The 21,886-nt window shown below is 72.4% G+C and carries 21 protein-coding genes and 1 pseudogene; 10 read left to right on the plus strand and 12 right to left on the minus strand.

Annotated features, from left to right (window positions below):
- Positions 1–514 (plus strand): annotated as a pseudogene (locus tag KBX34_RS21575) (cytochrome ubiquinol oxidase subunit I); the annotation flags it as partial.
- Positions 515–580: 66 nt separating this feature from the next.
- On the opposite strand, the gene KBX34_RS21580 reads toward KBX34_RS21575, so the two are convergent.
- Both KBX34_RS21580 and KBX34_RS21585 read right to left on the minus strand, forming a co-directional pair.
- Complete coding sequence (locus tag KBX34_RS21580; protein WP_088948013.1) at positions 581–1,723, minus strand: SigB/SigF/SigG family RNA polymerase sigma factor; 1,143 nt, start codon at positions 1,721–1,723, stop codon at positions 581–583.
- 223 nt (positions 1,724–1,946) lie between these two features.
- A complete protein-coding gene (locus KBX34_RS21585) occupies positions 1,947–3,317 on the minus strand; it encodes a hypothetical protein (RefSeq protein ID WP_210926629.1) in 1,371 nt (456 codons plus the stop codon).
- 275 nt (positions 3,318–3,592) lie between these two features.
- Here KBX34_RS21585 and KBX34_RS21590 point away from each other — a divergent pair, with 275 nt between their 5' ends.
- Positions 3,593–3,823 carry a CDGSH iron-sulfur domain-containing protein gene (locus KBX34_RS21590; protein ID WP_099853162.1) on the plus strand — a complete coding sequence of 77 codons (231 nt, stop codon included), beginning with the start codon at positions 3,593–3,595 and terminating at the stop codon, positions 3,821–3,823.
- A gap of 240 nt (positions 3,824–4,063) precedes the next feature.
- On the opposite strand, the gene KBX34_RS21595 is transcribed toward KBX34_RS21590, so the two are convergent.
- From KBX34_RS21595 to KBX34_RS21605, 3 genes are read right to left on the minus strand one after another with little or no spacing between them, the layout of a single operon-like run.
- Complete coding sequence (locus tag KBX34_RS21595; protein WP_210926565.1) at positions 4,064–5,167, minus strand: iron-containing redox enzyme family protein; 1,104 nt, start codon at positions 5,165–5,167, stop codon at positions 4,064–4,066.
- Positions 5,168–5,216: 49 nt separating this feature from the next.
- The gene (locus KBX34_RS21600) at positions 5,217–6,971 is read right to left on the minus strand and encodes a thiamine pyrophosphate-binding protein (RefSeq protein ID WP_210926567.1); all 1,755 of its coding nucleotides are present in this window, start codon (positions 6,969–6,971) and stop codon (positions 5,217–5,219) included.
- Positions 6,964–8,088 (minus strand): Vms1/Ankzf1 family peptidyl-tRNA hydrolase, encoded by a 1,125-nt coding sequence (locus tag KBX34_RS21605; protein WP_210926569.1) that lies wholly within the window; start codon positions 8,086–8,088, stop codon positions 6,964–6,966. The genes KBX34_RS21600 and KBX34_RS21605 overlap by 8 nt, the downstream gene beginning before the upstream one ends.
- A gap of 142 nt (positions 8,089–8,230) precedes the next feature.
- Between KBX34_RS21605 and KBX34_RS21610 the strand changes: the two genes are divergently transcribed.
- Complete coding sequence (locus KBX34_RS21610) at positions 8,231–8,779, plus strand: hypothetical protein (RefSeq protein WP_210926570.1); 549 nt, start codon at positions 8,231–8,233, stop codon at positions 8,777–8,779.
- 50 nt (positions 8,780–8,829) lie between these two features.
- Here the strand turns inward: KBX34_RS21610 and KBX34_RS21615 are convergent, their stop codons facing one another.
- The gene (locus KBX34_RS21615) at positions 8,830–9,168 is read right to left on the minus strand and encodes a DUF3817 domain-containing protein (RefSeq protein ID WP_088948007.1); all 339 of its coding nucleotides are present in this window, start codon (positions 9,166–9,168) and stop codon (positions 8,830–8,832) included.
- A gap of 155 nt (positions 9,169–9,323) precedes the next feature.
- On the opposite strand from KBX34_RS21615, the gene KBX34_RS21620 reads away from it, so the two are divergent.
- From KBX34_RS21620 to KBX34_RS21630, 3 genes are all read left to right on the plus strand, one after another.
- Complete coding sequence (locus KBX34_RS21620; RefSeq protein WP_210794174.1) at positions 9,324–10,802, plus strand: glutamate--cysteine ligase; 1,479 nt, start codon at positions 9,324–9,326, stop codon at positions 10,800–10,802.
- Positions 10,803–10,893: 91 nt separating this feature from the next.
- Positions 10,894–11,985: an LD-carboxypeptidase gene (locus tag KBX34_RS21625; protein ID WP_307871463.1), complete on the plus strand. Its 1,092-nt coding sequence runs from the start codon at positions 10,894–10,896 to the stop codon at positions 11,983–11,985.
- A 51-nt stretch (positions 11,986–12,036) separates the two neighbouring features.
- On the plus strand, positions 12,037–13,848 hold the full coding sequence (locus KBX34_RS21630) for a hypothetical protein (RefSeq protein WP_210926572.1): 1,812 nt from the start codon (positions 12,037–12,039) through the stop codon (positions 13,846–13,848).
- Positions 13,849–13,891: 43 nt separating this feature from the next.
- On the opposite strand, the gene KBX34_RS21635 is transcribed toward KBX34_RS21630, so the two are convergent.
- The 5 genes from KBX34_RS21635 to KBX34_RS21655 form a co-directional block, all read right to left on the minus strand.
- The gene (locus KBX34_RS21635; protein ID WP_210926573.1) at positions 13,892–14,278 is read right to left on the minus strand and encodes a DUF2267 domain-containing protein; all 387 of its coding nucleotides are present in this window, start codon (positions 14,276–14,278) and stop codon (positions 13,892–13,894) included.
- A 155-nt stretch (positions 14,279–14,433) separates the two neighbouring features.
- Positions 14,434–14,919: a GNAT family N-acetyltransferase gene (locus KBX34_RS21640; RefSeq protein ID WP_210926579.1), complete on the minus strand. Its 486-nt coding sequence runs from the start codon at positions 14,917–14,919 to the stop codon at positions 14,434–14,436.
- Between the two features lie 9 nt (positions 14,920–14,928).
- Positions 14,929–15,555, minus strand: a complete 627-nt coding sequence (locus KBX34_RS21645; RefSeq protein ID WP_210926581.1) for a GNAT family N-acetyltransferase — start codon at positions 15,553–15,555, stop codon at positions 14,929–14,931.
- 85 nt (positions 15,556–15,640) lie between these two features.
- Complete coding sequence (locus tag KBX34_RS21650) at positions 15,641–16,813, minus strand: zinc-dependent alcohol dehydrogenase (RefSeq protein ID WP_210794177.1); 1,173 nt, start codon at positions 16,811–16,813, stop codon at positions 15,641–15,643.
- 28 nt (positions 16,814–16,841) lie between these two features.
- Positions 16,842–17,792 carry an SRPBCC family protein gene (locus KBX34_RS21655; protein WP_141909270.1) on the minus strand — a complete coding sequence of 317 codons (951 nt, stop codon included), beginning with the start codon at positions 17,790–17,792 and terminating at the stop codon, positions 16,842–16,844.
- A 238-nt stretch (positions 17,793–18,030) separates the two neighbouring features.
- Here KBX34_RS21655 and KBX34_RS21660 point away from each other — a divergent pair, with 238 nt between their 5' ends.
- Entirely contained in the window at positions 18,031–19,056 is a 1,026-nt protein-coding gene (locus KBX34_RS21660) for a carboxypeptidase-like regulatory domain-containing protein (RefSeq protein ID WP_210926582.1), read from the plus strand.
- A gap of 9 nt (positions 19,057–19,065) precedes the next feature.
- On the opposite strand, the gene KBX34_RS21665 is transcribed toward KBX34_RS21660, so the two are convergent.
- Complete coding sequence (locus tag KBX34_RS21665; protein ID WP_210926584.1) at positions 19,066–19,572, minus strand: DUF6584 family protein; 507 nt, start codon at positions 19,570–19,572, stop codon at positions 19,066–19,068.
- A 126-nt stretch (positions 19,573–19,698) separates the two neighbouring features.
- Between KBX34_RS21665 and KBX34_RS21670 the strand changes: the two genes are divergently transcribed.
- From KBX34_RS21670 to KBX34_RS21680, 3 genes are all read left to right on the plus strand, one after another.
- Positions 19,699–20,247 carry a sigma-70 family RNA polymerase sigma factor gene (locus tag KBX34_RS21670; RefSeq protein WP_210794180.1) on the plus strand — a complete coding sequence of 183 codons (549 nt, stop codon included), beginning with the start codon at positions 19,699–19,701 and terminating at the stop codon, positions 20,245–20,247.
- The gene (locus tag KBX34_RS21675) at positions 20,234–21,442 is read left to right on the plus strand and encodes a sialidase family protein (RefSeq protein ID WP_210926586.1); all 1,209 of its coding nucleotides are present in this window, start codon (positions 20,234–20,236) and stop codon (positions 21,440–21,442) included. The genes KBX34_RS21670 and KBX34_RS21675 overlap by 14 nt, the downstream gene beginning before the upstream one ends.
- Before the next feature lie 80 nt (positions 21,443–21,522).
- On the plus strand, positions 21,523–21,885 hold the full coding sequence (locus KBX34_RS21680) for an SCP2 sterol-binding domain-containing protein (protein WP_141909266.1): 363 nt from the start codon (positions 21,523–21,525) through the stop codon (positions 21,883–21,885).
- The last annotated feature ends 1 nt before the right edge of the window (position 21,886 follow it).

Genomic DNA, 21,886 nt, shown 5'->3' on the forward strand with positions numbered 1-21,886 from the left:
CATCCTCGGCGCGTCCACCCTGTTCTTCATCTACAACGCGTGGAAGTCCTGGCGGTACGGGGCGATGGTGACCGTGGACGACCCGTGGGGCTTCGGCAACTCTCTGGAGTGGGCCACCAGTTGCCCGCCGCCGCTGCGCAACTTCGACCGGATGCCGCGGATCCGGTCGGAACGTCCGGCATTCGACCTGAAGTACGGCCCGCTCGTCGCCGACCTGGGCCGGGATCTGCCGCAACGCACCACCAAGCCGCCGCAGCAGTTCAGCGACGAACTGCGGATGGAACACCACGCCCCGGAGTCGCCGTCGGCCGAGGGCGCGCACGGCGCCACCGAGGCGGCCGAGTACCAGCCGGCGCCGCGGTCCGGGGCACGGCCGGTGGACGTGCCGGACCCGGACGGCGTCCGCCGGCCCAGCTTCGAGGAGAGCGACCCGCCCGAGGACGCCGACGACGCGCCGAAGCCGCACGAACGCTGGCGCCACCCGCACAGCGACGGCAACCCCGAGGAGCGCTGACCAGGGGTACGCGCACAGAAGGGCCGACACCCGGTGGGTGTCGGCCCTTCGCCCGTACGTGTGCGGTCAGTCCCGGGCCGGCGCCAGGCCGGCGGCGGTGAGCGAGCGGCGCACGGCGGGCTGCACCCGGGTCAGCCGCAGCGGCACCCCGGTCCGCTCCGCCGCGTCCCGTCCGGCCATCAGCGCGGCGATCCCGCCGGCGTCGAAACCACCCGCGCCGACCAGGTCGACGACCACCTCGCTGGGCTGGCCGGTGACCGCCTCCAGCATGGCCCGGCGCAGCTGGTCCGCGCCGTCGCGGTCGATCTCGCCGCCGACCTCGACGACCACCCGGTCGCCGTTCTGCTTGACCGAGATCCGGGTCTTGCCCGGGTCGGGCTCGGCGGCGCCGTTCTGCCACGGGGGCGGCGCGTCGGCGAGCATTGCCTGGCGCAGCCAGGTGAGCGCCCGCGAGAGCAGCCGGGACACGTGCATCTGCGAGATGCCGAACCGTGCGGCGATCTCCGCCTGGGTCTGGTTGCCGTAGAACCGCATCGCCAGGATGCGCCGCTCACGCCAGGGAAGCCGGTGCAGCAGGCCGCTCACCGTTACCCGGTCATCGACGGATTCGAGCGCGTTGTCCGACTCGCCGACGAGGTCCCCGAACTCCGCAGAGCTCTCCCCGCCCACCGGGGCGTTGAGTGAGGCGGGGCTGTAGCCGGCCGCCGATTCCAGCGCGGCGAGGATCTCCGCCTGCGGGGTCTCCAGTCGGGCCGACAGCTCGGCCACCGACGGGGCTCGGGACAGCTCGCTGGTCAACGCGGCGGTGGCCTGCCCCACCTCGAGGATGAGGTCGCGCAGCCGGCGGGGCACGTGCACGCCCCAGGTCCGGTCCCGGAAGTGTCGTTTGATCTCGCCCACGATGGTGATCGCGGCGTACGCGGTGAACGAGCCCCGTTCCGGGTCATACCGGTCGACGGCGTTGACCAGCCCCAGCCGGGCCACCTGCTCCAGGTCCTCCAGCGGCTCTCCACGACCCCGGTACCGGCGGGCCAGTCGCCCGGCGAAGGGCAATGCGAAGCGCACCAGGTCGTCCCGTGCTTCTCCCCGCCGCTCCGGTGGCAGCCCTTCGATCCGGGCCGCGTACGCCAGTGCCGCCGCGTCGAGATCCTCCAGACCTCGCTCGGTGGGTGGTGGTGTGGTCGTGGTCGTACTCGTCTGTCCGAACATCCGCGCCTCCCTCAGGAAGGTCCCCCGCCCGGATCGGGAAACCGGTCGTGCGCGTGGTCGAGCCACGCACCGGGCCGGAAAAGTGGGTCAGTGACTGGGATGCCAGCGGGCGACACCGCCTCTACGCAGCGCAATCAGGCCGTCGCAGCCAGCGATGTTCCCGCTCCGTAGGTACTCAATCACGGGACCCCGGGTTCGCGAGGATGTTTCGGCGTGCTCCGCCTCAGGAGACCAGCAACCCCTGGTGGCCGCCGCTGTCGCGGAGCACTGCCAACGCCTCGGCGGCCCCCAGCGGGGGCGGCACGGGCAGGTCGTACGGCTGGGCACGCATGACCTCGGTGGCCCGGCGGGTGGGAACGGAGGTCACCGGGTAGCCGCGGGCGCTGGTCCGGTCCAACGCCCGACGCCGTCGCCCGAAGCCGGCCACGGCCAGCCACTGGGGCAGCCCCGCCAGCGCGGGCGAGCGCATCCCGGGCGGCTCGGGCAACACGTCCACCGAGCTGAACGCCTCGCTGCCGGCCAGCCACCACTCGGCCTCGTCGACGGTGCGCCGGGTGGCGTTCTCGCACCAGTACGGCACCAGCCCCGCGCGCACCACCTGCCACGGATCGAGCAGCCGGCCGCATTCCACCACCAACCGGTCACCGGTCTTGCCGGCACCGCGCAGCCACCGCCGGTACAGGTCGGCGACGCCCGCGCTCAACGCCGCCGGTCGGGGCACCAGCACCCGGTGCAGCGGGTGCTCGTGTCGTGCCGACCAGTCCCGCGCGGCCGTCTCGAAGCCCGGGTCGACGCCGTGCTCGGCGTGACCCGACGGCACGGACACCTCCGGCGGCTCCCACCGGGCCACGCTGCCGCCGACGGAGCGCAGGACCTGCCGCAGCGCGTGGCTGTCCGGATGGAAGTCCACCGGGTCCAGCCCGCTGGCGGGGCAGCCGACCTGGAAGCTGTGCCCAGCGTTGCGCTCGAGGACCGGCCAGGTGCGCGCGTCGTGGACCAGCAGCACCGGCGCGCCGGGGAGCAGGCGGTCGGCCAGGAACTGCGCGTACGCGGCCGGCAGGGCCCTCCACGCGGCGGTCAGCGCCACTGTCGCGCCGGCCAGAGCGCCACGGCTGGCCGGGCAGTGCACCTGCCGCAGATGCAGGTCGGCGTTGCCGGCAAGCAGCCGGGTGGCGAGTGTCGCGCCGTGCTCCAGGGCGGCCGCCGGGCGGTCCACCGCTCCGTCGGACCAGTGCACGATCATGTCGAAGCCGGCCGGCAGCAGCGGCACGCCGAGGGCCACCGCGAGGTGTGCCGCACCGCCGTGCGGAGAGCCGATCAGCACTCCCGGGTAGCGCCGGCGGGGGTACTGGTCGACGAACCAGCGGGCCACCCGGGCGGCGTCCACCTCGTCGGCCTGGGCCACGGTCAGCGCGACCCGACCGGCGGCGCGGGTGACCGCGGCACGGCGTACCGGCTCGGGCGCACCGGGGAACCGCGACGTCGGGCCGGTCTGGCCCAGGTCGGCGCAGTCCACCCCGCGCAGCGCCCGGGCAGTGGCGGCGACCAGAACCCGGGCGGCGCTGCCCGCGGCCACGACCCGGTCGCCGGCCATACCGGCGCCATCGGCCGTCAGCCCCTTGTGCACCTTGTGCACCGGGCCCACCTTGCCTCGTTCGCTCACCACGCGGCCCGGCTTCCCGTCCCGATGGGGTTCAAACGGGGCATCACCCACCCGGCGGCACATTCCGCCGGTCGGCGGGGTGCGCCGGTCATCCTCGGCGTTCGGCGACGATCGGCGGGAGCGGGCCGGCAACGGCCTTCTGCCATGTGCCGGAACACGGCGGCGGGACGTGTTTCGCCCGGGCCAGGGCGGGCACTTCCGGGGCCATGCGCACCGAGGACACCAGCGAGCCAGCCGCCGCCACGATCACCCCGTACGAGGACGGCCCGCTCCTGGTCCGCGGCGACTTCGAGCTGGTCACGCCGGACGGCGAGCGCATCGACGCGCGCCGGGGCACTGTGGCGTTGTGCCGGTGCGGCAAGTCGGGGCTCAAGCCGTTCTGCGACGGCACCCACAAGGCGATCAACTTCCGCGCGGGCACCACCCGCGAGGGGTGACCCCACGTCGCCTCGTCACGTAGCGAGAGCGCGCGCGGACGGCCCAGACCATAGGCACCACGCCGCCTTTGCTCTGCACCCATCCACGCACCGGCTACGGAGCGTGTGTGGCGCGTCGGCGGGTGCAGAGCAAAGGGAGCCACCCACATGGCCAGCCCTCACCCAACGGCCGGCGCTCTACGCAGACCCCACACGATTGGATCTGATCCGTCGGCTTCCGGGTGTGACGAGCCCTTCGGATCAGACGAGCGCGGGCGGGGCCGGCGGGGTCACAGCGGCGGGCGCGGCCCTGGCGATCGAGACGGTCGGCGGCACGGTCGGCGGGGCGGGTGGCCGCAGTGAGCTGCGACCGGCGGCCCAACTGTCCAGCAGGTGCCCGGCGAACAACCGGTCCACCGCGAGCCCGGCCGCCGCGCCGAAGAGCACGTCGGGGGCGAGGTCCGGCTCGACACGGACCAGGCCACCGCACATGTCGTGCGCGGCGATCTGCTCGTGCACCGCGTCGGCCTCGACGTGCTCGTCGTAGAAGCGGGTGGCGACCTCGTCGAAACCGAGGCGGCGTAGCCCCTTGCCGTAGCGGCGGTTCGGCAGCGAAGACGTCATCTCGAACGCGGCCAGGTGCCCGAGCAGCGCTCCGCGCAACCGCCGGTGCAGGCCGAAGAGCGACATCAGGTTGTTGGTCGCCAGGGTCACCGCCGGCACGGCGTCCAGGTGAGCTGCGTACGCGGTGTCCAGCCCCAGCCGGTCAAGGGTGCGGCGGAACAGCTCGGCGTGCATCCGGTCCAGCCGGCCGTTGCCGTACTCGTCGGTCTGGATCTCCACGAGCGCGGCCTTGGCCGGGCCGCCCAGGCGGGGCAGCGCCCAGCTGTGCGGGTCCGCCTCACGCAGGTGGTAGACGGAACGGTGGACGACGAACTCGCGGAACTGGGTGAGGTCGGCACGTCGTTGCAGCGTCGCGGCCAGCGGCGGCCCGTCGTCGGCCGCGACCAGCTCGGTCAGGCCGGCAGCCACCCCGGCGGCGGGCACCGTCGGCGTCCCGACCAGCCGGCGCAGTGCCGCCTCGAAGACCCGTTCGCAGCGGGCGCGCAACGCGAGCAACGTCGGCTGCCACTCCCACGAGTCGTCCACCCCGAGCCAGCCCCGGTAGTGCAGCTCGTAGCAGAGGAACAGGGTCAGTTGCAGGTCCTCGTCGGTGATCGGGTCCGCCGGGTCGAGGTCGACGCCGAGACCGGTCGGCAGGTCGTGCGGCGGCCGCCGCAGAGCCTCGACCACCGCCGCGGAGAGCGGGCCACGCGGCCGCGGCAGGATCGCCGGGCCGTAGCGGCGGTCAGCGGTCTCGGACATGGGACCTCCAGCATCGTCGGGCCGCTTCTGATGCCCTGGCCCAGGGCGACTAAACGAGGTCGTCGGCGTTCGCGGTGAGCGTCACCTGCTCCCGGACCTTCCGGGCGGGAGCGCCTTTGGCGTACAGGCCGCGCAGGTCGGCGAACGCCGGTTCCGGCGGCGCCAACGACACCGCCGGGTCGACAACCGCCTCGAGTACGCAGGGGCGGTCCGCCGCGAGGGCCTCGTCCCAGGCCGCGCCGACCAGCTCCGGGCGGTCCACCCGCACCCCGTGCAGCCCGAGCAGCCGGGCCCAACCGGCGTACGGCACGTCGGGTCGACGGCGGGTCGGGTCGGTAGACGGCTCACGCCCGCCACCCATGCCGTTCTGGTCGCGGTTGTTGAGCACCAGGACCACCAGCCGAGGATCGCGCCACTGCTGCCAGTGGTGCGACACGGTGATCAGCTCGGCGAGCCCGTTGAGCTGCATCGCCCCGTCGCCGACCAGCGCGATCACCGGTTGGTCGGGGGCGGCGAGCTTGGCGGCCACCGCGTACGGCAGGGCACAGCCCATCGAGCCGAGTGTGCCGCACAGTTGAGCCTTCACCCCCGGTGGCAGGGTGAGGTGCCGGGCGTACCAGTAGAGGACCGAGCCGACGTCGACCGCGACCGCGCCGCTGCCCGGCATCCGGGCGGACAGCTCCTGGAGGACGAGCTGCGGGTTGACCGGATCGGCGGGCGCGGCGACCCGCTCGGCGGCGACCTCCCGCCACCGGTCCACCGAGCTCTCCACGGTGGCGCGCCACTGCTGCTCGGGCCGGCCGCGCAGGCGGGTCAGCAGCGCCCGCAGCGTTTCGGCGGCGTCACCGACCAGCGGCACGTCGGCCGGGTAGCGGGTGCCGATCCGGCGACCGTCGATGTCGATCTGCACCGTGCGGGCCTGCTCGGGCATCGGGAAGTAGTCGGTCCACGGGTCGTTGGTGCCGACCATCAACAGCGTGTCGCAGCCACCCATCAGCTCGGCCGCCGCCGGGGTGCCGACCTCGCCGAGCACCCCGGTGTGAAACGGCAGCCGCTCGTCGAGGACCGGCTTGCCCAGCAGTGAGGTGGCCACCCCCGCGCCGAGCCGGTCGGCGATCTCGATGATCTCGGGGGCCGCGTCCCGACCGCCCTGCCCCACCAGGATCGCGACGCGCTGGCCGCCGCCGAGCAGCTGCGCGGCGGCGTCGAGGTCCACCTCGTGGGGCAGCACCCGGGCCAGCGGCTCACCCGGGGTCGCCGTGATCACCCCGGCGGCGTACGTCTGCAGGTCGGGCACCACGGCTTCCTGCAACTGCCGGGGCAGCACGACGCAGGTCGGGCTGCGCGTCGCTGCCGCCGTACGGAACGCCTGGTCCAGCAGCGCACCCACGTCCTCCGGGCTGCGGCCGTAGCGGACGAACTGGTTGCACACGTCGCCGAAGAGGCGACTCAGCCCGATCTCCTGGTGGGCGCCGCCGAGCGGCCCGGAGATGTCCTCCCCGACGATCGCCACCACCGGCTTGCTGTCCAGCTTGGCGTCGTAGAGGCCGTTGAGCAGTTGGACGGCGCTGGGCCCCTGGGTGGCGAGGCAGACCCCGATACCGCCGGTGAACTTGGCGTGCCCGGTGGCCATGAACGAGGCGGTTTCCTCGTGCCGCGCCGGGATGAACGCCGGCTCACCGCCAGTGCGGTCCAACGCCTCGATCAGCGGGGCGATCGCCTCGCCCGGATACCCGAAGGCACGGGGCACCCGCCAGGCCAGGAGCCGCTCCACCACCAGATCCGCGACCCGCCGCTCAGCCATTCTCGCGCCCCGGTGTGCTGGGGTCGACGTAGCGCAGCACCGCGCCGACGCCGTCGGTGAGCTCGGGCGCCTCCTCGGGGCCCAGCACGGTCAGCGCCGCGTCGGTGCCGACGAGTGCCCGGACGAGTGCCGCGTCGGCGCGTACCCGCTGCGGGTCGGTCACCGACATCGCGGCCAGCTGCCCCGGGTCGACGGCGATCTCGGTCGGCTCCGCGCCGATCCACAGCTCGCCGTTGGCCGACGGGTCGTCCACGATGATCATCGTGTCCACCTGGTTGCGTTGCAGGGCCGAGACGACCGCGTCGAGCCCGCCGCCCACGTCCTCCTGCACACCGAACCTGTCCAGCGCGGCGCTGATCCGTTGATCGGCGACCTCCGCGATGGTCTGCACGGTGAGGTCGTCCAGCATCGTCTGGTCGGCGCCACCGGCCCGGGACCCGGCGTCCGTGCGGACCACGAGGTCCTGCCACCGCTCCGGCATCTGGGCGGCGATCATTCCGGTCGCCCGGACGTCGCCGGCGACGACCACCACGTCCGCGCCGACACGGTCGGCCAGGTCCACGGTCGCCGCTGTCACATCGCCGGCGTTCTGGTGCCACGCCTCCATGGCCGCCCGCTGATAACGCGACTGGGACCACCCGCCGGGCTTCGCCCGTCGCAGCGGGAACTCGTCCCGGCCGGCGACGTGCGCCCGCCGGGGCACCCCGCCGGCGCTGACCGCCATCGCGTCGGCGCCCAGCCGGTCGGCCACCACCCGCACCCAGGCCACCTGTTCGCCCCGCTGGGCGAGCAACGGCATCACGTGCGGAAGCGGCGCGAAACTGGCCAGATCGCGCAGTGGTGGCGCGGACAGGTACTCGGAGAGCACCACCCGGCCGTGACTGGCGAAGACCGCCAGACCGTAGTCCCCGACCATCGGGTCGTGGCCACGGATCACCCGGTCCAAAGCGGCGATGCTCGCCTCGTCGGCTCCCTGTTCCATGAGCCGGCGCTCCAGGGCGCGCCAGCGCAGGTCCAGGGCGGGATGGGCGTCCTCCGTGTCCGCGGAGGCGTCCAGATACACCGAGCACCACGGCCCGGGACGGTCGTAGAGCGGGCGCAGGAAGGACAGCTGCATGCTCGACCCCTTTCCAGCTCGGCCCCCCGCTTACCCGGGTCGCCCGGGATGTCACCTCGTGGCCGTGAGCCCGTGACCAGGTTTCATTCACGTCGTTCAACTGAGGACGTCGATACGATCTGTGAACACATGCGGACTCTCGGTGGTGGGAATGGACAGCGGACTCGAAACCCGACGGATCGTGCACCCGACGGAGCGGATCGTCACCGGGCGGCTGATCCGCCTGCTCGACGGCTACACGCGCGAGGTGCGCATCGGGCAGCCGGTGCTGGTGGCGGTGCTCGCGGCGGCAGCGTTCGCGCGGCTGCCCGCCCTGCTGCTGCGCTCGCTCTTCTCCTTCGGCGGTGGCAGCACCCGCCGGCGCTGGAAGCAGTTGAAGCAGGGTCCGGAATATCTGGTCACGCCGGTGCGACTGCGTAACACCGCAGGGCAGCTCTGCGAGGTGGAGCTGCACGGTCACCTGCCGCAGAGTGCCCTGCACCCGGCGGACCAGGTGCAGCTCACCCTGCGCCCGCAGCGGGACCCGGAGCTGCCGCCCCGGATCGAGCGGATCGTCAACCTCACCACCGGGCAGCTGCTGACCCCGCGTACCGCGACGCTCTGGTCGCACCTCGGGCCGCCGCTGCTGTTGCAGGCGTTCCTGGGCGCGCTGCTGCTGGCCGGCGTCGTGGCCTGCTCCGCGCTGACCTGACCGCTCAGGCAGGCGGCCAGCGGGTCAGCCGACCGGGGCGGGTTGGCGGCTCAGCCGACCGGGGCGGGCTCGCGGGCCGGTTGGCGGTCGACGCCGAGCATCCCCCGGCGGCGGGCCCAACGCTCGAAGGCCAGGGTGGCGAACGGCGGCACCGCGCTGGCCAGAGCCACCGCCGTGGCCAGCAGGCTCCACCTGCGCAGCCGGGCCACGGCCAGCACCAGCAGGGCGTACGCGACGAAGAGGCCGCCGTGGATCGGCCCGAAGATCTTGACACCCAGCTCGTTGTCCGGCGGGCCGTACTTGACCAGCATGCCGACCAGCAGGGCCAGCCAGGAGCAGGCCTCGGCGATCGCCGCCGCGACGAACAACCGGGTCACCTTCTCGCGCATCCGCACGCCACCACCTCTCAGGGCCGCAATGCTATCGGGGCGGCCTGACTGGGCTATCAGGGCGGGCAGGTGGGTAGGAAGGGACCATCGGGTCTTTCCCCGCCCGCCCCGGACGTGCGAGGTTAGGGGGGACCAGCGGTGACAAGGTGGTGACCATGGGCGAGGACGTCGGCGTACGAACCTTCAGTCGAGAAGACCGGGCCCGTTATCGCGACAAGGTCCGCCGCTGCCTGGACGTCTTCGCCGAGATGCTGCGCGAGTCCCGTTTCGACGTGGACCGGCCGCTGACCGGCGTGGAGATCGAGCTGAACCTCGTCGACGAGGCGTCGAATCCGGCGATGCGCAACGCCGACGTGCTGGCAGCCATCGCCGATCCGAGCTTCCAGACCGAGTTGGGCCAGTTCAACGTCGAGATCAACGTGCCGCCGCGCCGGCTGGCCGGCACCGGCACCGCCGACTTCGAGGAGTACGTGCGGGCCAGCCTCAACGCCGCCGAGGTGAAGGCCCGGGCGATCGGCGCCCACATGGTCATGATCGGCATTCTGCCGACACTGCGCCCGGAGCATCTGACCGCCGAGACGCTCTCGGCGAACCCCCGCTACAAGCTGCTCAACGAGCAGATCTTCGCGGCCCGCGGTGAGGATCTGCCGATCGCCATCAGCGGCGTGGAGCGGCTGGCCGTCACCGCCGACACGATCACCCCGGAGGCGGCCTGCACCAGCACCCAGTTCCATCTGCAGGTCAGCCCGGCCCAGTTCGCCGACTACTGGAACGCCGCCCAGGCGATCGCCGGCATCCAGGTCGCGGTCGGCGCGAACTCGCCGCTGTTCTTCGGCCGGGAGCTGTGGCGCGAGACCCGCATCCCACTGTTTCAGCAGGCCACCGACACCCGGTCGGAAGAGATCAAAGCCCAGGGGGTACGCCCCAGGGTCTGGTTCGGCGAACGTTGGATCACCAACGTGTTCGACCTGTTCGAGGAGAACGTGCGCTACTTCCCGGCGCTGCTGCCGGTCTGCGACCCGGAGGACCCGACGCAGGCCCTCGCGGCCGGTGAGGTGCCCAGTCTCGCCGAGCTGCGCCTGCACAACGGCACCGTCTACCGGTGGAACCGCCCGGTGTACGACGTGTCGCGCGGCCGACCGCACCTGCGGGTGGAAAACCGGGTGCTGCCCGCCGGCCCGACCGTGCTGGACACCATCGCCAACGGCGCCTTCTACTTCGGACTGGTCCGCGCCCTCGCCGAATCGGACCGACCACTGTGGTCACAGATGTCGTTCAGCGCCGCCGAGGAAAACTTCACCAGTTGCGCCCGGCACGGCATCGACGCGCAGGTGTTCTGGCCCGGCCTCGGCTACCTGCCGGTGACCGAGCTGGTGCTGCGCCGGTTGTTGCCGATGGCGCATCACGGTCTGGACCGGTGGGGGCTCGACCCGGCCGAGCGCGACCGGCTGCTCGGCGTCATCGAGCAGCGCTGCCTGACCAGCCGCAACGGCGCGACCTGGCAGGTGGAGACGCTGCACCGACTGGAGTCCGCCGACCACCTGGACCGGCCGGAGGCGCTGCGCGAGGTGGTCCGCCACTACGTGGACCTGATGCACAGCAACCGACCGGTGCACGAGTGGCCGATCCCGTAGGTCCTCGCATGTCGCTTGTGGACCCCCACGCTCATCGAGGACTGTCATAGGCTGCGGTGACTCGGACATCGATGACGATGGAGGGTTGCCGGTGACCACTTCTGGAAATGACCGCGTCCCGACCCAACGGCCCGCGCAGATGGCACTGTCCCGTCGGCACATGCTGCGGATCGGAGCGGCGGCTGCCGGTGGGGCGGCGCTCGTCGGTGCGACAGAGCCGACGTTGGCACAGGCCGCTCCCCCCGGTGGTGCGAAACGCGTGCTGCGGGCACCGGCGCTGGCACCCGGTGACCGGGTTCGAGTCGTGTCGCCCGGCAGCACCCCCGACCCCACGAACATGGCCCGAGGCATCGAGATCCTGCGCAGCTGGGGCCTGGAGGTCGAGCTGGGCAGGCACGTCTTCACCAGGTTCGGCTACCTGGCCGGCACCGACGCGCAGCGGCTGGCCGACCTGAACGCGGCGCTCACCGACCCCGGAGTCCGTGCCGTCTTCGCCGCCCGCGGCGGTTACGGCACCCAGCGGATCGTCGATCGGATCGACGTGTCCGCTCTCCGGCGCGACCCCCGGGTGGTCGTCGGCTTCAGCGACATCACCAGCATCCAGGGCAAGCTCTGGCGCGACACCGGCCTGGTCACCTTCTACGGCCCCATGGTCAACTGGAGTGACGCCCGCACCGGCCCTGAGTCGGCTGAGGCGCTCCGCAGGGCGGTGATGACCACCGCGCCCGTGACGATCTCCCGGGACCCGGCCGAGACAGCGGCCTCCGTGCTGGTGCCGGGGCGGGCATCGGGGCCGCTGCTCGGCGGCTGCCTGACGCTGATCTCCACGTCGCTCGGCGCGGAGGACTCCCCGAGGTTCGACGGCGCGATCCTGTTCTTCGAGGACGTGGACGAGGCTCCGTACAGCATCGACAGCATGCTGACCGAGCTGCGCCGGGTAGGCGTGCTGAAAAGGGTCGCCGGGGTGGTCATCGGCCAGATCACCAACAGCGTCGCTGAGCCGGGTGAGTGGGACGCGGCAGCCGTGCTGAAGGACCGCCTGTACGACCTCGGGGTGCCGGTCCTCGGTGGACTCCGACTGGGCCACGGCAATGGCCAGCTCACCGTTCCGCTCGGTTCGCGAGCCACGATCGACGCCGTGGCGGGGACCCTCACCGTGGAGCCCGGGGTCCGTCCCCGCTAGCCGGGAGGCTCGACCAGCCGCTCGGAGCGCCTGTCGTTGATGATGGGTGCCATGACGTCAGTGGGCGCCCAGCGGGTGCGAGATGCGAACGACGCGACGCACACTGCTGTGGAGCAGCGACTGATCGAGTCCGTCGCCCGCGGCGAGATGCTCGACCTAGCCGGCGACGGGCCGGTCGACGAGGAAGCGATGCGCTCCTGGGGCGACGACCACGCGATTTCGGCCTCGGTCATCCGTGAGCTGGTGCGCGGCCGGCTGGTCAGCGAGCCCGACCCGCACGGCCTGCGGCTGCGCGGGGCCCGGATCCTCGGCCAGATCGACCTGGAGAACGTCACCAGTGACCTGGCGCTGGAGTTGCGCGACTGCCTGTTGCCCGACGGCGTGAACCTTCGCAACGCCCGACTGTCGGCGGTCGCCCTGAGCGGGTGCCGCATCGAGCAGGCGCCCGGCTCAGCGGACGCGGCACTGGAGGCGACGCGCTGTTCGGCCTGGGCGCTCTCGCTCGACTGGAGCACCGTGAGAGCTGACACCGTCGCCGCCACCATTCGTCTCGCTGCCGCCCGTGTCGGCACACTGGACTGCCGCGGAGCGCGGTGGGAGAACAGCATTGGACCGGCCCTGGATGCCGACGGCCTCACCGTCGAACAGAGCGTGTTCCTGAATGACGGCTTCACCGCCAGCAGCCCCAGCGCGCGCGGCACGATCCGGCTGCTCGGCGCCCACATCGGCGGCCAGCTCAACTGCGGTGGGGCACGGCTGGAAAACACCGTCGGCCCGGCGCTCAACGCCGACAACCTTCGAGCCGACCAGGACGTGCTGCTCGAGAACGGCTTCAGCGCCAGCAGCGCCAGCGAGCAGGGCACGATCCGGCTCATCGGCGCGCACATCGGGTCGCTGAGCGCGCGCGGTGCGCGGCTCACGAACATCGCCGGACCGGTCCTCGACGCCGACGGCCTGACCGTCGACCGGGACCTGGCCCTGGATCGTGGCTTCACCGCCCGCAGCGCCAGTGCGTGGGGCGGTGTCGGCCTGGCCGGCGCCCGCATCGGTGGGCTTCTGGCCTGCGGTGGGGCGCAACTGGAGAACACGGTCGGCCCCGCCCTCGACCTGAATGGCCTTCGGGTCGACCAGGACGTGCTCCTGGATGACGGGTTCAGTGCCACCAGCGGCGGTGAGGAGGTGGTGGTGCTGGTGCTGGCCGGGACCAGGGTCGGTGGGGCTCTCCGCCTCGAGACCGATGGGTTGGCCCATACGGCACCGGGCCTGGGACCGCTTGTCGAGGTGGAGGGGCTCACCTACAGCGGGCAGCCGCGGCCGGCATCACTGCGGCGCTGGCTGACCCTGCTGCGCGAGGAAACACCCCGTTACAGCGCCCAGCCCTACCAGCAGCTCGCCGCCGCCTACCGGTCCGCCGGCCACGACCGCGACGCCCGCACGATTCTCATCGCCCAACGCCGTGACCAACTCCAGCGCGCCGGGCTCAGCGCCGCCGAACACGCCTGGGGTCGCCTCATCGGGATCACCCTCGGCTACGGCTACCAGCCCTGGCGCGCACTGCTCCTACTCCTCGCCACACTGGCGGTCGCCGTGGCGCTCAGCGTCGTCGGCGGCCACCACGGCGGCCTCGCGCAGAAGGCGGTGGCCAGCGGCGCTGTCGCCGCCTGCACGAGCATCGACCAGATCGGTGTCGGCCTCGACCTCGGCGCCCCGCTGCTCAAGACCGGTGCCCGGGATCGCTGCCAACCGACCGACACCGCTGCCGGTCAGATCCTCACCATCGCCGGCTGGATCCTGCAACTGCTCGCCTGGAGCTTCGCCACCCTCTTCATCGCCGGCTTCACCAGCGCGGTCCGCAAGACCTGACCCACGCTGACCTGCTCCGCGCCGGTTGCGGCGGGGGCGGTGCTCAGCCGCGCGGAGTGGGAACACCGAAGAGATCGATGATGCCGGCGGGAAGCTGGGCGAGCAGGTCGTGACGCTCGTCGTCATTGAGCGCCTCGGCGACGGTCCGCAACACCGCCTGAGCGTGTAGACGCACCTGGTCCACGTCGGCGACCTGCTCCCGGTCGCCGACGTGCTTCAGGAAATCACCGATGTCCCACCGGCGGCCCTGCGGATTACGGGTGACCGACGCGTCCAGCCGATCCGGTAGCTGTGCCGCCAGGTTGTCGGCCTCCTTTCCGGCGAGCCGTTCGCCGAGCACCGACAGAACGGCCTGTACGGACCGCACGGCCTCGTTCTCCCCGAGGCCCGCGCGCCGGCGTACCGTGGCGATCATCTGCTCGTACTCCATGACCCGCTCCTTCGGTCTCGTCGGCATGCCGTCAGGCCTGCCTGCGGACGAACGGGGCGAGTTCCCCGGCTCCCTGGCCACAAACGGGTCACGCGTGACCCGGACTTTCCCGCCGCTGGCGGGCGAGGCCTCACAAGCGGCGCGAACCAGGCGCGTCACTCGGGTTGCCAGCTGAGCCAGGTCGGGCCGTGCTGAAAGCCCGCCCGCTCATACAGGGGCACCGCGCGTTCGCTGGAGTGGACGGTTACGTGTTCCAGGCCGAACTCGCGCGCCTCGGCCAGCATCACCGTCAGGAGGGCCGCGCCGATGCCGGAGTGGCGAAGCTCCGGCACCACGTAGACCGCTTGGACATCCCCGGTCCGACGGTGCCGGCGCGTGGGGGCAGGCACCCGCTCGGCGACCATCAACCAGGCCATCCCCACCAAGTCGCCGTCGACCTCCGCAACGAACGGCCGGTGGGTCGACAGGTGCTCGGCGACCCACGTGGCGAACAGCTCCACGAAGTCGTCGTGGTCATTGCCCGTGTAGCCGTCTTCTTCGATCAGCCGCCGCCATCGAAGGCCCGCCAACGCCACGGCGTCGGCTTGCGTCCCCGCGCGTACGTCTGCCCGAATTTGACCTTGGCGAGTGTCGTTCGGCATGCCGCGAGGCTACCCACCTCTGGCCACGGCCCGGGCCTTCCCGACCGAGCCGGTAGACCCACGCGCACCGGTCGGCGCGTCCCAGGGGGACGGATCGTCGCGCAACCGGCTGTAGAGATAGCCGTCGCGCCACTGACCAGCCCGAAACTCGCTGGCCCGGATGACGCCCTCAAGCTGGAAACCGGCCTTCTCCAGCGCCCGTTGCTCGGCGACGTTCTCCGGGTGCGTACCGGCCTGGATGCGCTGCGCCGGGCTGTGCTGGAAGAGGTAGTCGCAGAGCAACGCCTGTGCGCGCCAGCCGATGCCTCTCCCCCGCCACTGCGGCAGCAGGGCGATGCCGATCTCCCAGTACGACGCCCGTCCGGCGTAACGCCCAGCGGTGTAGCTGACGATTCCGGCGGCGGCCTGCTCCTGCTCGACCTCCACGACGAGCCGCCCGTCGTCCTCGCCGAGATAGCCGTCGACGGCGAACCGCCGCGCCGGCGCCCCAGCGTCCTTGAAGCCAGCCCAGTCCAACCCGATCAGGCCCGGCTCGGTGCAGAACCGTCGGAGCATCCCCAGGTCGGCCTCGCCAACCGGGCGCAGCCGGACAGTGAGGTCGGTCGAGACAGGCACCGGCGTGCCTCCACTTTCCATGGCGACACGCTAGCTGCCCGGCCAGCGGGAGACGGAGCTTGCGTCACGCGCGCAGCACTCCCCCGCCGGCAGACCTGACCGCCGGTCAGACCTTGAGCAGCACCTTCGTACAGTCGTCCTGCTTCTTCTGGAAGATCTTGTAGCCCTTCGGGGCGTCGCGCAGCGGCATGCGGTGGCTGACGATGAAGCTCGGGTCGATCTCGCCGCGCTGGATGCGCTCCAGCAGCGGCCGCGTGTAGCGCTGGACGTGGCACTGACCGGTCCGCATGACCAGTGAGCGGTTCATGAACGCGCCCATCGGGAACTTGTCGACGAAGCCGCCGTACGCGCCGACGACCGAGACCACCCCACCCGAGCGGCAGGCGAGGATCGCCTGGCGCAGGGCGAACGGCCGTTCCGTCTCGACCCGGGCGACCTGCTTCGCCCGGTCGTACGCGTACATGGCGGCGTTGCCGTGGTGGCCTTCCAGGCCGACCGCGTCGATGCACGCGTCGGGCCCCCGGCCGGCGGTCATCTCGTTGAGGGTGTCCAGCACGTCGGCCTGCTCGTAGTTGATCGTCTCGGCGCCGGTGTGCTCCTCGGCCAGCCGCAACCGGTACGGGAACCGGTCGATGACGATCACCCGCTCCGCGCCCAGGAGCCGGGCGCTGGCCGCGGCGAGCAGCCCGACGGGCCCGCTGCCCCACACCGCGATCACCTGGCCGGGTTTGATGTCGCACATCTCGGCGCCCATGTAGCCGGTCGGGAACACGTCGGCGAGCATGACCGCCTGGTCGTCGCTGACCTCGTCGGGCACCTTGAGCGGGCCGATGTCGGCGAACGGCACCCGGGCGTACTCGGCCTGGCCGCCGGCGTAGCCGCCGAGCAGGTGGGAGTAGCCGAAGATGCCGGCCGGCGAGTGCCCCATGATCTTCTCGGCGATGCCGGCGTTGGGGTTGGAGTTCTCGCAGACCGAATAGAGGCCGCGCTGGCAGGACGAGCAGTGCCCGCAGGCGATCGGGAACGGCACCACCACGCGGTCGCCCGGTTTGAGGTTGCGGACCTCCGGGCCCACCTCGACCACCTCGCCCATGAACTCGTGGCCGAGGATGTCGCCCTTGCGCATCGCTGGAATGTAGCCGTGGTAGAGGTGCAGGTCGGAGCCGCAGATCGCGGTGGTGGTGATCCGGACGATCGCGTCCCGGGCGTTCATGATCTTCGGGTCGGGCACGTCGATCACCTTGACGCTGTCGGTGCCCATCCAGGCGGTGGCCTTCATGGTCGGTCCCTTTCGGATGCGTGGGCGGTCAGCGGCGCGACGACGGCAGCGGCTGGGCGGGACGCTGCATGGCCTGCTGGCGTACGGAGATGCCGTTGGGGCTGCCCTCGGAGCGGACCACCTCGCCGGTCTCCAGCACCTGCTTGAACCGGCGCAGGTCGTCGCGGACCTGCTGCTCGGGCTCCTCGCCGAAGAGCTTCGCCACCACCCGCCCGAGCGCGCCGGCCGGAGGCGCGTACCGCAGCTCGACCCGGACCTCGGTGCCCCGGTCACCGGGTGCGGGCACGAACCGGACCCGCCCGGCGTTCGGCACCCGGGTGCCCGGCAGCGAACGCCAGGTGATCGACTTGTTCGGCTGGTCGTCGATGATCTCGGCGTCCCACTCGACGCGGTGACCCGCCGGGCCACGGGCGATCCAGTGCGAGCGGCGCAGGTCGTCGGCGCGTACGGACTCCAGGTGCGCCATGAACCGGGGAAGGTTCTCCATGTCCCGCCAGAACCGGTACGCCTCGGCGGGTGAACGGTTGACGGTCACGGCGATCTCCATCCGGATCACCCGGGCCCGGGCCCGTTGGGCCCGCCCGATCCGCACGGCGGAGAGCACGTCGACGGCGGTGATGCCGGCGATCGCGAGGGTGCTCAGCGCGACCCGGCGGCGTCGTTCACCGCTGCGGTCCGCGAGTGCCCTTCCGAGCAGGGTCAGGTCCATGGCGTCGCCGGCCACCCGGCTCCAGGCCCAGCCGGCGGGGCGACGGCCGCTGAGCAGACCGGCGGCGCTGCCCAACTCCCGGAGGCCCACGGCCGGGAGCACGGCCCGCGCGGACGGGGAGTCGTCCACCCCGGTCAGTCGCGCGACGGGTCCGGGCGCGACCAGGGCGCCCACGCCCAGCGCCAGGCTCAGCAGGCCCAGGGCGCTCGGCAGCGTCGCCGGCACCGGCCCGTCCAGCTCGGGCAGGAGCACACTGTCGATCCGGGTCATGCCTGGTCCCTTCCGGTGGACGTGACCGCCGGTCCGCCGGCGGAGCGGCGGTGGTCCCGCCCCCGTGACGCTATGCCGTAGGCGTGACGTGCGCGCCCGGTTCGGGGTAGAACGCCCGATGTGGGCAGCGTGGGCGCAAACGCTCCGTCGACGGTCGACATCGTGACAGTGACCGATCTGGATCGCTTGCGGGCCGTACCGTCGGCCCCACCCGCCGCGCCGCCGGAAGGACGACCTCATGCGCCGTGCCCTTCTCCGCCAGCTGACCGCCACCGTCACCGTCGCACTGCTCGTCGCACTGCTCGTCGCGCAGGCCGCCGAGCCGGCTGCCGCGCGTACCCCCGGGTCGGTGTCGCCCACGCCCGGCGGCGTCCGCACCGTGGTGCGCGACGCGGCGACCGGCGCGCCGGTGTCCCGGGCCTGCGCCGCGCTCGTCCCAGTGGACGCCGCGGCCCTGGCGGCGGTGACGCTCGGCGAGGACCAGCTCGGTCGGTACGGGGGCTGCGCCGACGAGCAGGGGGTCCTGGTGGCCGCCGACGTCGCCCCCGGGACGTACCGGCTGCTGGTTCGCCCGTACGACACGACGGCGCACGGATGGCAGTGGGTCGGCCGGCACGGCGGCACCGGTGACCGCGAGCGGGCCCGGGAGGTCCGCGTGCGGGCCGGCGCGGTGACCACTCTGTCGGACGTCCGGCTCGACCCTCCCGGCACCGTCGTGGGCGTGGTGACCGACGCGACGGGCGCCCCGGTCCCCCGCGCGCGGGTGATGGTGGTGCCCTACGTGCCGCATCCGAAGTACGACGACCACGGCCCGACCACCGACGAGTACGGCCGCTACACGATCACCGGTCTCGGCCCGTACGACTGGCCGGTGCAGTTCGCCGCCGCCGGGCTGGCGACCGTGTGGTCCGGCGGTGCGGGCAGCCGGTTGTCGGCGCGGCCGGTTGCGGTCCGCGCCAACCAGACGGTGACCCTCGACCAGGCGCTGCCCACCGGGACGCCGCTGAGCGGGAGCGTACGAGTCGACGAGCTGCTCACCTACGCCCAGGTGATCGCGTTCGACGCGCTGACCGGGGACCTGGCCGGCGTCGCGGACGTGGGCACCGGTTACACCCTGCGCCTGTTCCCCGGGCAGCGGGTGAAGCTGCGTTGCGACTGCGCGTACGCCCCGTCGGCGTGGCACCGGAACGCGGCCGGTTTCGACGCCGCGATCCCCGTACGGGTCCGTCGCACGCCGGTCGTGGTCGACTTCGACCTCCGGTAGCCCCCTGGCCTACCACGCCCAGCGGAGCACGGTGATCAGGCCGACGACGGTGAGCGCCACCAGGACCAGACCGATCACCCCTGCCACCAGGCAGCCCAGCGCGTCCCGCCACGAGCTGTGCTCCTCCGGCCGGGGGCCGACCTCGGTCCAGGTGACCGGGGCGGGGCCTTCCCGCTCGGCCTGCTCGACCAGCCGGCCGAGCCGCGCACCCGCCACCGGCCCGAGCCGATCGGTGGGGTCGGCGGTCACCGTCAGCAGGCGCACACGTTGCCAGGCACCCGGGTAGGACCGCTCGAACGCGGCGATCTCCTGCGCGCTGGCGTCCTCGGTGAGGAACCCCCACCGCCCAGCCTCGGCCACGTTGCCCACCTGCCGGTAGAGATCGGCACGCCGGGCGCGCAGGTCCAGGTCGTCGGGGTACGCGGCGTTCAGGCTCGCCAGGCGCTGCATCGCGGGGTGGACGTGCCCCCGCCGCAGATCGGCCTCGACCTTCGCCAGAACGTGCTCTCTCGCCATGGCCGACATTCTGAGCGGTACGCGTGCCGCACCGACAGCCGAATATCACCGGGCCACATATTCTGGCCGGCCACCGGAACCTTCTTCCCGGCCCGTTGGTGGGAGTGGTGGAGAAGGGGGGTGACGGTGTCCGACGGTGATCTGATCTCCGAGCTGTACGCCGGCTGTTTCCGACGCCTGGTGGTCCAGCTGTACGCGGTGACCGGCGACCTGACCGAGGCGCAGGAAGCGGTCCAGGAGGCGTTCACCCGGGCGCTGGTGTCACCACGGCGCTTCGCCGCGCTGGAGAACCCGGAGGCGTGGTTGCGCCGGGTCGCGGTGAACTGGGCCCGCAGCCGGTACCGCCGCCGCCGGGTGCTCGACGGGCTGCTGCGCCGCATCGGCCCGCCGCCGGCTGTCGCCGACCACTCCCCGGAGCACCTTGCCCTGCTCGCCGCCCTGCGGGTGCTGCCGGAGGGGCAGCGGCACGCCCTGGCTCTGCACTACCTCGTCGACCTGCCGGTGGACGAGGTCGCGGCCACGCTGGGCGTCTCGTCCGGCACGGTGAAGTCCCGGCTGTCGCGGGGCCGGGTCGCCCTGGCGGCGCTGCTCGCCGACACCTCCGACGCCACCAGCACTGGCACCAAGTGCGCCTCCGACGCTACGGAAACCGGGAGGATCGATGTCCGGTCGTGAGTTCTCCGGGTTCGACATGAACACCCTGACCGAGGCCGTGTCGCCACAGCCCTTCGACGCGCTGCGGTCCACCGCCCGGTCCCGCCGACACCGGTCGGTTGCGATGGTGGCGGTCGCACTGGTCGCACTGGCCGGGCTGGCGGTCGTGCCGCTGGTGGCGGGGGCGGACGGGGCCGACCCGGTGGTCCCCGCGCAACCGTCGCCCGTGCACGGGGACGACTTCACGCTGACCGGGCCCGAGTCGGGGGTCGACGTCGACGTGTCGGAGGACGGCTGCGTCGTGCGCTTCGCGTACACCGGCGACCGCGGCCGGACCTGGTCGGACTGGGACGCGGCCCGGTTCCAGGGTTCCAGGTGTGTGGCCAGTTCCCGCACCGCGACACCGTCCGGTCCCGTCGAGGTCTTCGTGCTCAGTGACCGGTCCTACCTGGTGAGCGACGTCGGGCTGCCCCGTCTCTCCACCGACTACGGTCGCACCTGGCGGGACGGGAACTCCGCGATCGTTCCCGTACCCCGATTCCCGGCGACGGCCCGGCCGGTCTTCTGCGGGTTCGGTTGTGAGCCACTGTCCGAACCACTCGCTGTGGATCCGGCGAACGGGACCGTGTACCGCCTCACCACGGCACCCTCGTGGCGTCCACTGTTCAGCCTCTACCCCGCTGCCGGAGGCGCCATCTGGGCGGTGTACCGGATGGGGGGCGTCTCGGGGTCGACCGTCGCCCGCAGCGCCGACAGAGGCGCGACCTGGACCACCTGGGACGCGGGCGACGACGCGAACGTGCTAGCGGTGGTCGGGCTCGACGACCGGGAGGGGTACGCGCTGGCGGAGCCACGGACGACGAGCGGCGGGATGCGGCTGCTGCACACCACGGACGGCGCGAAGACCTGGACGGACACCGGCGCCGACCTGCCGCAGCGGACGTGGGACCTCACGGTGGGGTCGGACGGCTCCCTGCTCGCGATCACCACCAACGGGGGCACCGAGCCGAACGAGCTCGCGCGGCTCCTGGTCAGCCGGGACGACGGGCGGCGCTTCACGGTCGCGCGTGATTACGGCACGGTTGTCGGGTCGGTCAGTGTGGTGCCCGGCTACGCCTGGCTCTTCGGGCGCGACGACGGGTCGACGGGCGAGCCGGACCATCTGATCGTCACCACGGACGCGACCACCTGGACCCGCTTCACGCTGAAACCCTGAAAACCGCGCGCCGCCCGGAGTTAACAGTGACCCGTACCGGGTAGCCGGCATCCGCTGCTACCGGCGGTCGGGGAGGTGGGATGACGGCGACCAGCGCCTTCTTCGAACGGTTGACCGTTGCGGGCCGGGACCCACGGTTCAGCAAGGTCTGCGGGAGCGTGCGGTTCGACATCCGGGACGGGGGCCACCTGGAGCAGTGGCTCCTTGACATCGATCATGGCCGGATGAGGGTGACGAGGAGCGGTGGTCCCGCCACCACAGTGATCCAGGTGTCCGCGCAGGTCGCGGAGGCGATGGCACGCGGTGAGGTGAACGGCCTGGCGGCGATCACCCGCGGCGACATCCTGGTCGACGGTGACCTCGGCCTGGCACTGCGACTCGGGCGGCTCTTCCCGCGCGAGGCAGGGCCGCTTCAGCGCGACGACCGCGACAGCGGCAGGTGAC

The organism is Micromonospora sp. M61 (assembly GCF_018070245.1).
In the GTDB taxonomy this organism is placed as follows: Bacteria; Actinomycetota; Actinomycetes; order Mycobacteriales; family Micromonosporaceae; genus Micromonospora; species Micromonospora zamorensis.

Bases quoted from the DNA above. Each gene is read 5' to 3' on its own strand.
- KBX34_RS21595 (WP_210926565.1), bottom strand. From the start codon at position 5,167: ATGTCCGAGACCGCTGACCGCCGCTACGGCCCGGCGATCCTGCCGCGG.
- KBX34_RS21675 (WP_210926586.1), top strand. From the start codon at position 20,234: ATGTCCGGTCGTGAGTTCTCCGGGTTCGACATGAACACCCTGACCGAG.
- KBX34_RS21655 (WP_141909270.1), bottom strand. From the start codon at position 17,792: ATGACCCGGATCGACAGTGTGCTCCTGCCCGAGCTGGACGGGCCGGTG.
- KBX34_RS21590 (WP_099853162.1), top strand. From the start codon at position 3,593: ATGCGCACCGAGGACACCAGCGAGCCAGCCGCCGCCACGATCACCCCG.
- KBX34_RS21640 (WP_210926579.1), bottom strand. From the start codon at position 14,919: ATGCCGAACGACACTCGCCAAGGTCAAATTCGGGCAGACGTACGCGCG.
- KBX34_RS21645 (WP_210926581.1), bottom strand. From the start codon at position 15,555: ATGGAAAGTGGAGGCACGCCGGTGCCTGTCTCGACCGACCTCACTGTC.
- KBX34_RS21660 (WP_210926582.1), top strand. From the start codon at position 18,031: ATGCGCCGTGCCCTTCTCCGCCAGCTGACCGCCACCGTCACCGTCGCA.
- KBX34_RS21605 (WP_210926569.1), bottom strand. From the start codon at position 8,088: ATGCAGCTGTCCTTCCTGCGCCCGCTCTACGACCGTCCCGGGCCGTGG.
- KBX34_RS21615 (WP_088948007.1), bottom strand. From the start codon at position 9,168: ATGCGCGAGAAGGTGACCCGGTTGTTCGTCGCGGCGGCGATCGCCGAG.
- KBX34_RS21600 (WP_210926567.1), bottom strand. From the start codon at position 6,971: ATGGCTGAGCGGCGGGTCGCGGATCTGGTGGTGGAGCGGCTCCTGGCC.
- KBX34_RS21650 (WP_210794177.1), bottom strand. From the start codon at position 16,813: ATGAAGGCCACCGCCTGGATGGGCACCGACAGCGTCAAGGTGATCGAC.
- KBX34_RS21665 (WP_210926584.1), bottom strand. From the start codon at position 19,572: ATGGCGAGAGAGCACGTTCTGGCGAAGGTCGAGGCCGATCTGCGGCGG.
- KBX34_RS21580 (WP_088948013.1), bottom strand. From the start codon at position 1,723: ATGTTCGGACAGACGAGTACGACCACGACCACACCACCACCCACCGAG.
- KBX34_RS21620 (WP_210794174.1), top strand. From the start codon at position 9,324: ATGGGCGAGGACGTCGGCGTACGAACCTTCAGTCGAGAAGACCGGGCC.
- KBX34_RS21635 (WP_210926573.1), bottom strand. From the start codon at position 14,278: ATGGAGTACGAGCAGATGATCGCCACGGTACGCCGGCGCGCGGGCCTC.
- KBX34_RS21630 (WP_210926572.1), top strand. From the start codon at position 12,037: ATGACGTCAGTGGGCGCCCAGCGGGTGCGAGATGCGAACGACGCGACG.
- KBX34_RS21585 (WP_210926629.1), bottom strand. From the start codon at position 3,317: ATGGCCGGCGACCGGGTCGTGGCCGCGGGCAGCGCCGCCCGGGTTCTG.
- KBX34_RS21680 (WP_141909266.1), top strand. From the start codon at position 21,523: ATGACGGCGACCAGCGCCTTCTTCGAACGGTTGACCGTTGCGGGCCGG.